This window comes from Streptomyces sp. NBC_00322, assembly GCF_036147535.1.
Taxonomy (GTDB): Bacteria; Actinomycetota; Actinomycetes; order Streptomycetales; family Streptomycetaceae; genus Streptomyces.
Map to the genome: position 1 here is coordinate 4,949,680 of NZ_CP108019.1, position 14,734 is coordinate 4,964,413.

12 protein-coding genes are annotated in these 14,734 nt (G+C 70.8%); 6 read left to right on the forward strand and 6 right to left on the reverse strand.

Going from position 1 to position 14,734, the window contains the following annotated elements; translation table 11 throughout:
* The first annotated feature begins 113 nt into the window (after positions 1-113).
* Positions 114-1,139 carry an isopenicillin N synthase family dioxygenase gene (locus tag OG905_RS22585; RefSeq protein ID WP_328676485.1) on the forward strand — a complete coding sequence of 342 codons (1,026 nt, stop codon included), beginning with the start codon at positions 114-116 and terminating at the stop codon, positions 1,137-1,139.
* On the opposite strand, the gene OG905_RS22590 is transcribed toward OG905_RS22585, so the two are convergent.
* Positions 1,118-2,218, reverse strand: coding sequence for a citrate synthase 2 (locus OG905_RS22590; protein WP_328676486.1), 1,101 nt, complete (start codon positions 2,216-2,218; stop codon positions 1,118-1,120). The two genes, OG905_RS22585 and OG905_RS22590, sit on opposite strands and share 22 nt — an antisense overlap.
* Before the next feature lie 346 nt (positions 2,219-2,564).
* Here OG905_RS22590 and pdxH point away from each other — a divergent pair, with 346 nt between their 5' ends.
* Both pdxH and OG905_RS22600 read left to right on the forward strand, forming a co-directional pair.
* A complete protein-coding gene (gene pdxH / locus OG905_RS22595; protein ID WP_328682530.1) occupies positions 2,565-3,206 on the forward strand; it encodes a pyridoxamine 5'-phosphate oxidase in 642 nt (213 codons plus the stop codon).
* A gap of 366 nt (positions 3,207-3,572) precedes the next feature.
* Positions 3,573-4,958 (forward strand): PAS domain-containing protein, encoded by a 1,386-nt coding sequence (locus tag OG905_RS22600; protein WP_328676488.1) that lies wholly within the window; start codon positions 3,573-3,575, stop codon positions 4,956-4,958.
* Between the two features lie 51 nt (positions 4,959-5,009).
* On the opposite strand, the gene OG905_RS22605 is transcribed toward OG905_RS22600, so the two are convergent.
* Positions 5,010-5,765 (reverse strand): SIS domain-containing protein, encoded by a 756-nt coding sequence (locus OG905_RS22605; protein ID WP_328676490.1) that lies wholly within the window; start codon positions 5,763-5,765, stop codon positions 5,010-5,012.
* 235 nt (positions 5,766-6,000) lie between these two features.
* Here OG905_RS22605 and OG905_RS22610 point away from each other — a divergent pair, with 235 nt between their 5' ends.
* The gene (locus tag OG905_RS22610) at positions 6,001-6,693 is read left to right on the forward strand and encodes a metal-dependent transcriptional regulator (protein ID WP_328676492.1); all 693 of its coding nucleotides are present in this window, start codon (positions 6,001-6,003) and stop codon (positions 6,691-6,693) included.
* Between the two features lie 563 nt (positions 6,694-7,256).
* The gene (locus tag OG905_RS22615) at positions 7,257-8,120 is read left to right on the forward strand and encodes an alpha/beta fold hydrolase (protein WP_328682533.1); all 864 of its coding nucleotides are present in this window, start codon (positions 7,257-7,259) and stop codon (positions 8,118-8,120) included.
* Positions 8,121-8,320: 200 nt separating this feature from the next.
* Here OG905_RS22615 and OG905_RS22620 read toward each other — a convergent pair whose 3' ends face one another.
* On the reverse strand, positions 8,321-8,791 hold the full coding sequence (locus OG905_RS22620) for a subtilase-type protease inhibitor (RefSeq protein ID WP_328676494.1): 471 nt from the start codon (positions 8,789-8,791) through the stop codon (positions 8,321-8,323).
* 691 nt (positions 8,792-9,482) lie between these two features.
* On the opposite strand from OG905_RS22620, the gene OG905_RS22625 reads away from it, so the two are divergent.
* Positions 9,483-11,342 (forward strand): hypothetical protein, encoded by a 1,860-nt coding sequence (locus OG905_RS22625; protein ID WP_328676495.1) that lies wholly within the window; start codon positions 9,483-9,485, stop codon positions 11,340-11,342.
* Positions 11,343-11,397: 55 nt separating this feature from the next.
* Here the strand turns inward: OG905_RS22625 and OG905_RS22630 are convergent, their stop codons facing one another.
* The 3 genes from OG905_RS22630 to OG905_RS22640 all read right to left on the reverse strand — a co-directional run bounded on the left by OG905_RS22630 (position 11,398) and on the right by OG905_RS22640 (position 14,718).
* Positions 11,398-12,243: a hypothetical protein gene (locus tag OG905_RS22630; protein WP_328676497.1), complete on the reverse strand. Its 846-nt coding sequence runs from the start codon at positions 12,241-12,243 to the stop codon at positions 11,398-11,400.
* A gap of 61 nt (positions 12,244-12,304) precedes the next feature.
* Positions 12,305-13,900, reverse strand: a complete 1,596-nt coding sequence (locus OG905_RS22635; protein WP_328676499.1) for a transporter — start codon at positions 13,898-13,900, stop codon at positions 12,305-12,307.
* Entirely contained in the window at positions 13,897-14,718 is an 822-nt protein-coding gene (locus OG905_RS22640) for an ABC transporter ATP-binding protein (protein ID WP_328676501.1), read from the reverse strand. The genes OG905_RS22635 and OG905_RS22640 overlap by 4 nt, the downstream gene beginning before the upstream one ends.
* Positions 14,719-14,734: the final 16 nt, after the last annotated feature.

A 14,734-nucleotide genomic window follows, 5' to 3' on the forward strand; every position in this document is an offset into this window, starting at 1 on the left:
TGTCCGCGCTCCGTCTGACCCCAGCGCGCACAGCCCCCTCTCCACCCGGCACCCCTGGCCCCGCCCCACCCCTTGCGGCCCCATGGGACCCCGTACACCCCGCGGATGCATCCATGTCGTACCTTCAGCTCCCCGTCATCGACCTCTCGGCCGCCGACCGCGGCCCCCAGGCCCGGGCCCTGCTGCACGCCCAGCTGCACAGCGCCGCCCACGACGTCGGCTTCTTCCAGCTCACCGGCCACGGCGTCACCGACGCCGAGACCAAAGCCCTCACCAGCGCCATGCGAGCCTTCTTCGCGCTGCCCGAAGCCGACCGGCTCGCCATCGACAACATCAACTCGCCGCACTTCCGCGGCTACACGCGCATCGGCGACGAACGCACCGGCGGCGCCCAGGACTGGCGCGACCAGCTCGACATCGGCGCCGAACGGCCCGCCCACGTGCCCGGCCCCGGCGAACCCGGCTACTGGTGGCTGCAGGGCCCCAACCAGTGGCCGGCCGCCCTGCCCCAACTGCGTACCGCCGCACTCACCTGGATCGACCGGCTCAGCTCCGTCGCCGACAAGCTGCTGCACGAACTGCTCGCCGCCATCGGTGCGCCCCCCGGCTTCTACGACGACGTCTTCGGCGACCGAGCCCACCTCCACCTCAAGCTGGTGCGCTACCCGGGCAGCGGCCCCGACGGCGGCCAGGGCGTCGGGGCACACAAGGACTACGGCTTCCTCACCCTGCTGCACCAGGACGAGATAGGCGGACTCCAGGTCGAGCGCGGCGACGGACAGTTCCACGAGGTGCCGCCGCTGCCCGGTGCCTTCGTCGTCAACCTCGGCGAACTCCTCGAAGTCGCCACCGACGGCTACCTCAAGGCCACCAACCACCGCGTGGTCAGCCCGCCCGGGGCCGTCGAGCGCTACTCCGTGCCGTTCTTCTACAACCCGCGCCTGGACGCCCGTATCGAACCGCTGCCCTTCCCGTACGCGGCGAACGCGCCGGGCGTGACGGCGGACCCCGCGAACCCGCTGTTCGCGGAGTACGGCCGTAACGAACTCAAGGGGAAACTGCGGGCACACCCGCTGGTCGCCGCCCGCCACCACGCGGACCTGCTGACCGAGGAGCGTCAGCCCGAGATGTCCTCGTAACCGACGATCTCGCGCGGGTCCCGCGCCGCAGGACCGACATAGCGCGCCGACGGCCGCACCAGGCGGCCCGTGCGCTTCTGCTCCAGGATGTGCGCCGACCAGCCCGCCGTACGGGCACAGGTGAACATCGACGTGAACATGTGCGCCGGGATCTCCGCGAAGTCCAGCATGATCGCCGCCCAGAACTCCACGTTCGTCGCCAGAACCCGGTCCGGACGGCGATTGTGCAGCTCCTCCAGCGCGGCCCTCTCCAGCGCCTCGGCCACCTCGAACCGCGGCGCGTCCAGCTCCTTGGCCGTACGGCGCAGGACCCGCGCCCGCGGGTCCTCGGCGCGGTAGACCCGGTGCCCGAAGCCCATCAGCCGATCGCCCTTGTCCAGCGCCCGCTTCACATACGCCGTCGCATCTCCCGTGCGCTCGATCTCCTCGATCATCCCGAGCACACGGGAGGGAGCACCACCGTGCAGCGGCCCCGACATGGCGCCGACCGCGCCCGAGAGCGCCGCCGCGACGTCCGCACCCGTGGAAGCGATCACGCGTGCCGTGAACGTGGAGGCGTTCATGCCGTGCTCGGCCGCCGAGGTCCAGTACGCGTCCACAGCCCTGACGTGCCGCGGATCCGGCTCCCCGCGCCAGCGGATCATGAACCGCTCGACAACCGACTCCGCCTTGTCGATCTCACTCTGCGGCACCATCGGCAGCCCCTGGCCGCGCGCCGACTGGGCGACGTACGACAGAGCCATCACCGCGGCACGGGCCAGATCGTCACGGGCCTGCGCCTCGTCGATGTCCAGCAGCGGCTTCAGACCCCACACCGGGGCGAGCATCGCCAGCGCCGACTGCACATCGACACGGATGTCACCGGAGTGCACGGGAATCGGGAAGGGCTCGGCGGCCGGCAGACCGGGGTTGAACGCGCCGTCGACCAGCAGCCCCCACACATTCCCGAACCCGACGTGGCCGACAAGATCCTCGATGTCGACACCGCGGTAGCGCAGGGAGCCGCCCTCCTTGTCGGGTTCGGCGATCTCCGTCTCGAACGCGACGACTCCTTCGAGTCCAGGTACGAAGTCGGACATCAGGCGGCTCCTCAAGATGGGTGCGAGAGGCAAGGGTCGGAGTGGATCTGTCACTCCGGTGATGCCCCGTGCGGCAGGTGGTCACCCAACCGCCGGGGAGGCAGGCACGATATCCCCTGCTGTATGGAGGCCACAGTGGCCCGACCCAAAATTTTGGCGGGTCCGCCTCATGCGGGGAAGCGTGACATCCGGCACACTGCCCGATTCCGGGCGGGAAGGATTAGCGGCACTCCGTGCCGGGCAAACTCGGCCCCTGCGGCAATATGGCCCCGTGACCGACCACGCCGCCCCGAACCCGGTTCCCGACGCCCCGCAGCCCGATCCGCTCCCGTACGACCCCGCCGTCATGCGCAAGCAGTACCGCTCCACACCGCTCCTGGAGACGGATCTGGCCGACGACCCCATGGAACAGTTCGCCCACTGGTTCGAGGAGGCCGCGTTCGCCGGTCTGCACGAACCGAACGCCATGATCGTCTCCACCGCCACACCCGACGGCCACCCCTCCTCGCGCACGGTGCTGCTGAAGCAGTACGACGCGCAGGGCTTCGTCTTCTACACGAACTACGGCTCTCGCAAGGGCCAGGAACTCGCCGCCAACCCGCACATCTCCCTGCTCTTCCCCTGGCACCCACTGGCCCGCCAGGTCATCGTCACGGGCACGGCGGCCCGCACCGGCCGCGACGAGACAGCCGCGTACTTCCGCAGCCGCCCGCACGGCTCGCAGCTGGGCGCCTGGGCGAGCGAACAGTCCTCGGTGATCGGCTCACGCGACGACCTGCTGCGCAGATACGAGGAGCTGGCAACCCGCTACCCCGAGGGCGAACAGATCCCGGCCCCGCCGGAGTGGGGCGGCTACCGGGTCGAACCGCAGGCGATGGAGTTCTGGCAGGGCCACGAGAACCGGCTGCACGACAGGCTGCGGTATGTCCGTACGGGGGCGGAGGAGGCTCCGGCGGCGGCGTGGCGGGTGGAGCGGCTGGCGCCGTGACGCCCGGGTGCGCGGATACGCAGAAACCCGCGGGCTCTGGTCCCTCCTTGCGGAGGAGCCGGCCGGACATACCGGCGAGCCCGCGGGTCGGTGACTGCTTGGAATTTCGGCCGACGGTCAGTCGGCTGCACACAGAGTGCGACGACGGGCCGTCAGCCCGCAGCCACCTCACGAGTCCGAGAAGAAATCACTTCCGGAACACCTCCTTTCGCGTGTGCCCCACACCTTAGGAAGCGGTCCGGGACCTCACAAGCGAATTTCCGGGATGCAACGATTTCCGGGAACAGGGTGTGTCCTGCGTCACGTTCCAGTTGAATGATCTGACGTGCACAGTTCGCGCGGACACGTCCTGCCAGGGGGTTCAGGATGAGTGCTTCCAGGAGTGAGACCACCAGTGCGCTGGGGCCCGACGAGCCGGACCGGGAGGGCGCGGGGTTGGACGATTCTGCGCCGGTGCCCGGGTCGGAGTTGCTTGCGGCGCTGCTCGACGGGATGGATGCCGCCCTGTGCGCTTTCGACGCCGGCGGCACGATCACGCACTGGAACCGCGAGGCGGAGCGGATTCTCGGCTGGTCCTCCGAGGAGGCCGTCGGGCGGCGCGGGTTCGCCGGGTGGGCGGTGCGGACCGCGGATGCCGGGGAGGTGCAGGGGCGGCTGATGGCCGCGATGGACGCTCCCGGGCGGCAGGTTCATGAGTTCGCGCTGCTGCGCAAGGACGGCGGGCGGGTTCTCGTACGGACCCAGTCGGCGCGGGTGCTGGGCGCGGACGGGAAGCCCGCGGGGGTGTACTGCGCGTTCAGCGAGGTGCATGCCCAGATCGACCTGGAGCGGTCCATCGCGCTGAGCGAGGCGCTGTTCGACGACGCGTCCTGGGGTGTCGTCCTGGTCGACGTGGATCTGCGGCCGACCGTCGTCAACAGCTATGCGGCGCGCGCGCTGGGCGCCGGGCGTACGTCTCCGCTCGGGCGGCCGCTGGGTGAGCTGGTCGTCCAGGGCGTCGAGGAGCTGGAGGGCGCGCTCCATCATGTGCTGGCGGAGGGTGCGCCGCGGGGCCTCGCGGAACTGTGGGTGACGCTGAGCACCACGCAGGGGGAGCGGCGCCGGTGCTGGCGGAGTGGTTTTCTGCGGCTGGCCTCGCCGCTGGCGGAGGAGCCGGTGCCGCTCGGGGTGGGGTGGCTGTTCCACGACGTGACGGAGTCGAAGCTGGCGGAGCAGGAGGCGGACCGGCTGCGCTTCCGGTCGAGCCAGCTGCACCGGGCCGGGCGGGCCGCGGCGGAGTGCGAGGACCCGATGGAGGCGGCGACGGCGTATCTGGACTTCGCGCTGGCCGGTTTCGCGGACCATGCGCTGCTCGATCTGATGGAGCCGGACGGGGAACGCCTGGTCCGCGCGGCGGCGACCCCGTCGGGTGCGCCGGGCCCGTGCGTCCCGGTGGCGGGCGGCGGCTTCCCGGTCCGCTATCCGTCGGGCCACCCGGCGCTCCAGGCGGCCGACCGCAACGGTTCGGTCCGGGCGAGCGCGCCCGCGTCGGCGTCGGCGACGGGTGACTGGGCGGCGGACCGCCAGTGGCCGCGGGACGCGGTGCACGCGCTGTGCACGGTGCTGCGGAGCCGGGGGCGGACGCTGGGCGTGGTGACGTTCCTGCGGGGGGCGAGCCGGCCGGCATTCGAGCGGGCGGACGCGATGTACGCGGAGAGTGTGGCGGTGCTGGCGGCGGCGTCGCTGGACCTGGCGCGGCGGGCGGAGGAGTAAGGGGCGCGCGCCTCCCGTTGAACCGGAGCCCCGGCGTCGGCCCCTGGCGTCCTAGTGCCGGAAGAAGATCCGGTCCCCGTACTCCGTCATCACGCGCCCGTTCCAGTCGTGCCCGCCGTCCACGTTCCCCGAGCGCAGCAGCGGCGGCTCGATTCCCCGCTCCACGAGCTGCTCGGCCGCCGCCGCCATCGTCGCCTGCATCAGCGCGCTGGTGACGACGGTGGACGCGGGCGCGAACGGTGCCTCGATGCCTTCGTGCGTGAGCTCCGCGTCGCCGACCGCGATCTTCGAGTCGAGGACGATGTCGCAGTGGTCCTTCAGGAAGGTGCCGGAGACATGCCGGGACTTGGTCTCTTCCGCGTACGCCACCGACGTCACGCCGATGACCTTGAGTCCGAGCGCCCGCGCGTTCATGGCCATCTCGACGGGCAGGGCGTTGCGCCCGGACAGGGAGATGATCACGAGGATGTCGCCGGACTTGGCGGGGCTGGAGTCCAGGACCGCGCCCGCGAGACCCTCCACGCGTTCCAGTGCCGAGCCCAGTGTCGCGGGCATGACGTCGACGCCCACCACGCCGGGGACGGCGAGCAGATTCATGAGGGCGAACCCGCCGGCGCGGTAGACGACGTCCTGCGCGGCGAGTGAGGAGTGCCCGGCGCCGAAGGCGAACAGGCGGCCGCCCGCGGCGACGGTGTCGGCGATCGCGGCCCCGGCGTCGGCGACGTTCGCGGCCTCCTCGTCCCGTACGCGCTGCAGCAGACCGATGGCGGCGTCGAAGAACTGACCGGCCAGCTTGCTCTCGCTCATCGCCGAGCCCTTTCCGTGGGGTGGGGAACGCGGATGGGTACGTAAGGAGTACGCGGACGGGCCGCTGGGGGAATACCAGTGCCGCGGATCACGTTGCGGTCTGGACCATTCCCCTGTCAATACGGTCTCAGCGACCGGCTTCCCCGGGCGCGGCACGGTTGTCGGTGGGATGCGCAAGAATTGAGTCGGGGCCAGCGCACGACTGATTTTCTAGTCACAGCATCGAGGGGCACGTATGTCCGGACTGATCGACACGACGGAGATGTATCTCCGCACCATCCTCGAACTGGAAGAGGAAGGTGTGGTGCCCATGCGCGCCCGTATCGCGGAGCGGCTCGACCAGAGCGGCCCGACGGTGAGCCAGACCGTGGCGCGTATGGAACGGGACGGCTTGGTGCAGGTCGCGGGCGACCGCCACCTGGAGCTGACCGAAGAGGGCAGGCGGCTGGCGACACGCGTGATGCGCAAGCACCGGCTCGCCGAGTGTCTGCTCGTCGACGTGATCGGCCTGGAGTGGGAGCAGGTCCACGCGGAGGCGTGCCGCTGGGAGCATGTGATGAGCGAGGCGGTGGAGCGGCGGGTGCTGGAGCTGCTGCGCCACCCGACGGAGTCTCCGTACGGGAACCCGATCCCGGGCCTGGAGGAGCTGGGCGAGAAGGCGGAGGCCGACCCCTTCCTCGACGACGGCATGGTCTCGCTGGCCGACCTGGACCCGGGCGCGGACGGCAAGACCGTGGTCGTACGCCGAATTGGCGAGCCGATCCAGACGGACGCGCAGCTGATGTACACACTGCGGCGGGCGGGCGTGCAGCCCGGTTCGGTGGTCAGTGTGACGGAGTCCGCGGGCGGAGTGCTGGTGGGCAGCAGTGGGGAGGCGGCGGAGCTGAAGGCGGATGTGGCCTCGCATGTCTTCGTGGCCAAGCAGTAGGGCGGTCGCCGGCGTCGGCCGGTAGCTGTTATTCACCCGCCAGTAACCGTTTTCCGTCCGGAATGGCAGCGCCCGGGCGAATCGCGTGCCAGGCTGTGGCTGAGGCATATGACCCGTGGCCGGGGTGGGGGTCCACCCGGCGAAGCCAGGGGGAGGATCACGGTATGCGCCCGTCGTACGCCCCGCGCGCACCGCAGCGCGCTCAGCACATCCCGTGCACCGCGTACAGCCTGTGCATCGCGCTCAGCCCGAGCGTCCCGCTCGACGACTCGTACGTCTCTTCTTCAAGGGAAGGCCCCGGCGCCCATGGGCGCCGGGGCCTGTCCTCCCCTGTGCTGACCCGGAGCCCCGAGCTCTCAAGGTCAGTCCCCTCGGACCCTCATCCCCGAGCGGCCCGCCTCCCGCTGAAGATCTCCCCACGGCCACGGGAGTCAATCCTTGAGCGCGGTCACTCGAACGAGCGGTGTTGCGCGCCAGAATCCAGTTTTCGAATAAAGGTTCGATAGTCTGGCAGGACGAGACGGAGCTCGACCACCGGGGGAGAGAAGGGGGTGCCAGGCCAGATGGTGCGGCGCATCGATGTGACCGGAGCCGAGGGCGTACGCCTGGCTGCCTGGGAGTTCGCGGATCCGCCCAAGGGGTGCGGCGAGGCGGAGCGCTCCCCCGGGGTATTACTGCTCCACGGCCTGATGGGCCGTGCCTCGCACTGGGCATCGACGGCCCGCTGGCTGGCCGAGCGCCACCGGGCGGTCGCCCTCGACCAGCGCGGCCACGGCCGCAGCGACAAGCCGGCGGAGGGCCCCTTCACCCGCGAGGCGTACGTCGCCGACGCGGAGGAGGCGGTCGAACAGCTGGGCCTGGCCCCGGTGACCCTGATCGGCCACTCGATGGGCGCGCTCACCGCCTGGCAGCTTGCGGCCAAGCGCCCGGACCTGGTCCAGGCCCTGATCATCTGCGACATGCGGGCCTCGGCGCTCGGGGCGGCCTCGCAGCGCGAATGGGAGGACTGGTTCCGCTCCTGGCCGGTCCCCTTCGCGACGCTGGCGGACGTACGGAAGTGGTTCGGCGAGGACGACCCGTGGGTGGAGCGCCACAATCCGGCCCGCGGTGAGTTCTTCGCGGAGGTCATGGCGGAGCGGGCGGACGGCTGGCGGCCGCTCTTCTCCCGGCGCCAGATGCTCAGGTCCCGCGAGACCTGGGTCCATGACGCGCACTGGGAGGAACTGGCCCAGGTCCAGTGCCCGACGCTGGTGGTCCGCGGCCTGGACGGCGAGCTGGGCCGCGCGGAGGCCCAGGAGATGGTGCGGGTCCTGCCGCGGGGTGAGTACGGGGAGGTGGCGGACGCCGGCCATCTGGTGCACTACGACCAGCCGGACGGCTGGCGGTCGGCGATCGAGCCGTTCCTGGACGGCGTCCTGACGCCATGAGCGAGGCGCCTCGCCGGATCGCGAACTTCTGGGCGGGGCGCCGGAGTTACGGGTAGTCCGTGCGGGGAAGGGCGACCGCCTTCAGCCGCGGCGGCAGCGGCTGGGCGGTCGGCGAGGTCGGCCTCGTGACGTTCAGGTTCGAGGTCGTCTGCTGCGGGGGAGCGCTGTCAGCCTCGTGGAACGTCGGGTGAGCGGACCGGTCAGAACGCGAAGACCGCGCCGTCGCCCATGCTGCCCTCCATCTCGCACGGGTTGCCGTACACGGTCGACCAGTCGACCCGCTTGCCCTGCCAGACACCCTGGGCGCTGATCACCACGGGGTTCCACTGGCGGGTGCACATCTTGTGCGAAGTCTCCTCCGCCAGCGCGGAGAACTGGCCGTCGACGGTGCGCAGTTCCGTGCACGCGGCCCTGGCGGAGGGGTGCGTGCCGTCGGGGCGCGGGGCGCAGGTCAGGGTGACGGCGCGCTCCACCGTGGCGGTCGCGGCGGTTTCGCCCATGCCGATGGTGAGGACGAGGGCCGAGGGGGCGTACAGACTCTTCGCCTGGACCGGCTGCTGCGTGGGCTGCGTGGGCTGGGCGGCCTGTGCGACGCCGGTCGCCGTGGTGCCGGTCAGCACAAGTGCGGATGCCGTGGCGACTGCGGCGACTGTGTTTCGGATGTAACGCATGTGTGAAAACTCCTTCGATCGGGGGGTGATTGCGGTCGGGAGTCTTGCGCATGCGGACAGTGAGTGCACATCGATCGCGCGTTTCCGGCCGCGTACGTTCGTTCGGTGGTGACCGAATGGTCGTTCGGGCAGCTCGGAGCGGGTGCGGCGGGGTGTCCAGCATGTGGACGATCTTCGGTGGTGCAAGAGAAAACTATCTCCTGAGCTGCGCAGATGTGCGGACGACTCTCCGTGCGAGAAGGCCGCATCGTCTGGAAACTGCCGCTCGGTCAGGGGCGTTGCGTCGGCTGTGAGTTCCGTCTTTCGGGGCGGAACGTATACGGGTGCTAATCCTTCCGACACGCCGAGCGGCAAGACATTCTGATCCGACCCGTGCGAGATCGCTGACGGTCCGTTGATTCCGCATCTACCTTGAGTACGGTCTCCGAGTCTCAGGGAGTGACGCATGGAACGCAGGCGGTTATTGCATGCCGGGGCCGGGTTCGCCCTGGCGTCCGTGGCGGGGCAGATCGCGGTCCCGGGCACGGCGAAGGCCGACCCAGCAGGCACAACCAGCACGGCAGACCCAGCCGGCCGAGCCGGCGCGACCAGCACCACCGGTGACACGAGTACGACCACTGGAGTGGAGGACTGTTCGGGCCCTCCCCTCTCGACCTACGGCGTCGCATCGTTGACGGCCGCGATAGTAGGCATGACAACTCTCGGCGACCGCGCGTACGTCTTGGCCCGCGGTCAGAGCCCGCCGCTCCTCGGCGAGATCGATCTGGCGTCCAGAACCCTCACCAGAACCGTCCGGCTCGGGCGCGGTGAAGGCGGCTGGGCGGCGACCGTATCGGGCGGGCAGGTCTACCTCGGGACCTATCCGTTCCCGGACATCTACCGTTTCGACCCCGCCACCGGCGAGGTGAAGCTGATCGGCACGGTGGGCCCGTCGGGCGGTTTCGTCTGGTGTCTGACCACGGCGCCCGACGGCACGGTCTACGCGGGCACGTCGCCGCGCGGCGAAGTGTGGGAGTACAAGCCGGCCACCGGCACCCTGCGCAATCTCGGCAACGCCGTGCCCGGCCAGCAGTACGTACGCGCGATCACCGCCGACGACCGGTACGTCTACGCGGGCACGCTGCCGTCCGGCTATGTCGTCGCGTACGACCGGACGACCGGTGCGAAGACGAACCTCACGCCGGCGCCCTACGGCGGCGCGGCCGCCATGATCGCCCGCGGTGGCCGGGTGATCGCGGCGCTCACCAAGTACCTCGTCGACATGGCGCCCGACGGCAGCGACGCCCGGGTGATCGCGACGCCCGCGGCCGAGCGGCTGATAGACGCGATGACGATGACGGAGGACGGCACGCTGTACTGCGTCGGCCGCCCCACCGGAACCGTCTACCGGCGGGACGGCGACACGCTTGTGCCGGTCGTCGCGCCGGTGAGCGGCGACGAGCACCGCGCGCTGATCCCGCTCGACGGGGGCAGGACACTGCTCGGCGGCGCGGGCAGCGGCCGGCTCTGGTGGCTCGATGTGGCCGGCGGTCAGTCGGAAATACTGGAGCTGATCGACGCGGGCCTGTCCGGGCCGGATCCCGTGCAGTCCATGACGTACGGGTCACACGGGGCGGTCCACGTCGGCGGGCACTTCTCGATCACGACCCACCGGCCGGAGCACGGCACGCCCAAGCGGGTCAGGGTCGCGGGCGAGCCGAAACAGCTGCGGGTGATCGACGGCAAGGTGTACGCGGCGATGTACCCGAGCACCGAAGTGATCGAACTCGACCCGGACCGCGGCAGGGTCAGGTCACTGGGCTTCATCGACCACGACCAGCAGCGGCCCACGGACTTCGCGCGCTTCGGCCACGAACGCCTGCTGCTGTCGAGTGCCCCGGGCGTCGGCCTGCTCAAGGGCGCGCTGACCGTGGTGGACACCTGGCGGTGCAGACTCCAGGTCTACCGGGACGTGATCGTCGACCAGAGCGTGATGTCGGTCGCCCTGGACGACCGGCACGGTTGCCCGATCGCGTATCTCGCCGGGGACACCTGGGGCGGCGGCAGCGTGCCGCCCACCAGGCCGAGCGCGACGATCGCCGCCTTCGACCTGCGGCGCCGCGAGGTGCTGTGGGAGGTCGCACCGGTCGAGGGGTACGCGAGCATTCAGCACATCGAGGTGTGTGACGGCGTGCTGTACGGGGTCTACAAGCGGCTCGCGGGTGCCTGGTTCGCGATGGACCTCGAGACGCGTACGGTCCTGCGGACGGGCAAACTGCCGAGCTACGGCGAACTGAGCGTCCACCGCGGCCAGGTGTACGCCTCGGTGTTCGGCGGGCTGGTCTACCGGCTCGGACCGGGGCTCGACGAGCCCCAGGTGGCGCTCGGCGGCCTCGGCGACGGCTGGTACAACCCGCCGCAGATGGCCTGGGAACGGACGTCCTGGTACGCCTGGGGCGTCGCAGGGCGCGATCTGGCCAGGCTCCGGCTCGATCCGCGGTGCCCGAGCGGGGTCGATGCGAGGGTGCGGCCGCCGGACGAGGCAATACTGGAGTCGCTGCTCGAGAACTGAGCGACGGAGCGCATCGAGGGAACCGAGCGATGCCCCGCCGTGCGGGAGGAGCCCGTCAGCCGATCGGCTGGCGGGTTTCCGTACGCACCTTCACCGTCGCCTCCGCCACGGCCTTGAGGTCGACCTCCTGCGGGGACTGCTTCGCGGTCTCGGGCGTCACGACGGCCACCGACGCACTGGTGTTGCCGTCGGCCCAGGCGCACATCGGGAGCGTGGCCTTCCCGCCCGTGGTCTGCTCAGTGACCACCACCTGGCAGCTGACCGGCACGTCCGAGCCGGCCGGAGTGAAGTCCGCCGCAGGTACGGCGATGCTGGAGCCGTCCGACTGCCCGGCGCCCGCCAGCAGTTTCGTACGGGCCAGATCAGGGTCCTTGATACGGCCGTACAGGCCCGAGATGACCAGGACTCCGGACTCGGACGCCGACAGGTACTGGGCCACGGAGGCCCGGGCGTCGCGGATGGTTGCCTCGCTTGTTCCCGCCAACGCGTCCTGGTGCTTGCCGGACTGGTCGTCGGAGAGTTTGTACTTTCCGTCGAGCAGCGTCGGGGGGAGGGTGAGCCGGTACTCCGCCTCCGGGAAGCCCGCGCCCGCGGCCCGGTTTCCGGCGGGACGAATGACGTTGTTCACCAGCCAGGCAACGGCGACGAGTGCCGCGATGGACGCCACCACGATGCCGAGGACCTGGACCGTGCGGTCCTTCTTCGGCGGCGGGACGGGCGGCGCCATCGGCAGGCCGTCCCAGCCGCCGGGGCCGCCCGCGCCCGGGTAGGGCTGCTGGTACGGGCCGGGAGGCGGCCCCCCGGGCCCCTGCGGGTTCTGCGGATACTGAGGCTGCTGCGGGTACTGCGGGTACTGCGGGTACTGCGGCTGCGTGTAGGGGTTCGGGGGCGGCGTAGACATGATCGTCACGCTATCCGCACGCTGCCACGCACGGGCGCCCGCCCCCTCAACCCTCCGCGGCTCAGCCCTTGCTGACCGCCGCCAGGATCTCCGGCAGCCGGTTCGCCGTCCGCGGCGCCGCCAGCCGTACGCCCGCCCAGCCGATCAGCAGACCGTACGCCGCGCCCACCGGCAGCAGCACCCATGTCGCCGACTGGCCGCTCGCCGCGTGCAGCAGGATCGCCAGGGTGATCACCGGTGCGCACAGCACCGCAGCCGAGATCATGCCGCCGAAGATCGAGATCCAGGCGAGCCCGCCCTGCCCCGGGGCAACGTTCTTGTACGCGCTGTCCTGCGGGATCGAGTACGGGAAGCGGGCGGAGGCCACCGCGCCCGTCGCCAGCATCGCGCCCAGCAGCGCGAAGGACAGGCCGAGCGCCTCGGGCAGGGCCTTCCAGTTGCCCAGCAGCGACGCGGTGAGCACCGTGACGAGCGCGGTGTACGGAAGGGTGATCACGAGCAACGCCAGGGCGCGGGCGCGCAGTTCGGTGTACGCGTCCTTCGTGGACGAGATGGTCAGCGCGACCATCCAGAACGCCGAAGTGTCCTGCCCGAACTGGTTGTACATCTGGATGCCGAGCATCCCCGCCGCGAAGCAGGCGAAGTAGATCGAGCCGGTGCCCTGAAGGGCGTTGAACAGCGGCACGATCAGACCGATCGCCAGCGCCGTCACCCAGGCCGCCTTGGTCTTCGGGTCACGCCACACATAGCGCAGGCTGCGCTGCATCACCGTGCCCGTACGGCCCTCGGGCAGCAGATGGTGGAAGCCGGAGGCGGACTCCTTGCGGGTCGGCTCGGACGCCGCCGCCAGTGTCGAGCCGTCCGGGGTCGTCATCAGCTTCGTCAGGCTGCGCTGCCAGGAGCCCAGCAGCAGGGCCAGGGCGACTGCGGACAGGGCGAGTTGGGCGACCGCGGCCCCGTACGATCCTTCGCTCGCCGAGTCCACCGCGCCGATCGCGGACGCCGGCGGAAGCCACCGTACGACCGCCGCCACCGGGTCGAGTGCCGAGAGGCCGCCCGCGTCGCCGAGGCGCTGGGCGCCGAAGTTGACGATCTGGATGCCGACCGCGATCACCAGTCCGCTGAGCACGGCCAGGTCGCGGCCCTTGCGCGAGGTCAGCAGGCGGATGTTGGCCGCGGCGACCGCCCGCGCGAGCGCCACGCACACCAGCAGCGTGAGCGGCACGGCGATCACGGACACGACAACCGCCGTCGCACCGTGAGCGATCGCGACCGCGGAGCCGACGGCCAGACAGAGCGTGAACAGCGGCCCGATGCCCACCAGCGAGGCCGCGAGCAGCGCCGAGACCAGCGGGCGCGGCCGCAGCGGCAGCATCACCAGACGCGTCGGGTCGAGCGTCTCGTCGCCGCTCGGGAAGAACAGCGGCATGACCGCCCAGCCCAGGGCGAGCACCCCGGTCAGCAGCACGACCACCGACGCCGCGTGATCGTTTCCGCGCAGTGCGATCAGGCCGATGAGCTGGAGCGCCGCGAAGAGCAGCGTGATGACGACGGACGAGATGTACGCGGCCCTGCGGCCGGAGGACTGGCGCAGGCCGTTGCGCAGCAGCGACAGCTTGAGGCTGACGAAGACCGGGGTGAGTGCGGAGGTACTCACCTGGCGCCACCGCCGCCGAGCCAGTCCAGCGACGCCCCGGTGTCCCGGCCGTTCGCCCCCACCAGCTCCAGGAAGGCGCTCTGCAGCGAGGGCGCGTCGCCGCGTACCTCGCCCAGCGGGCCCTGCGCGCGGATACGGCCCGCCGCCATCACCGCCACCCAGTCGCACAGCGACTCCACCAGCTCCATCACATGGCTGGAGAAGACGACCGTGGCACCCGAGGCGGTGTACCGCTCCAGTACCCCGCGGATGGTCTGCGCCGAGACCGGGTCGACGCCCTCGAAGGGCTCGTCCAGGAACAGCACTTCGGGATTGTGGAGCAGCGCCGCCGCGAGACCGATCTTCTTGCGCATGCCCGTCGAGTAGTCGACGACCAGCTTGTGCTGCGCGCCCGCCAGGTCCAGTACGTCAAGCAGCTGCGCCGCGCGCCGGTCGACCTCGTCGCCCGGCAGCCCCCGCAACCGCCCGTTGTACGCGAGCAGTTCGCGGCCCGAGAGCCGCTCGAACAGGCGAAGACCCTCGGGCAGTACGCCGATACGGGACTTCACCTCGACCGGGTCGCGCCACACGTCGTGGCCCGACACCTCGACCCGGCCCTGGTCGGGCCGGAGCAGGCCGGTCACCATCGACAGGGTTGTCGTCTTGCCTGCGCCGTTCGGGCCGACCAGGCCGATGAACTTGCCTGCGGGGAGCGTGAGATCGATACCGGCGACCGCGATCTGCTCGCCGAACCTCTTCCACAGTCCCTCAACGCGAACGGCGGGCGGCGCTGTTCGCGCTACGCCCGCCTTCTCGGCTCCAATTGCCTGGTCCGGCATGGTGCCCCTGCCCTTC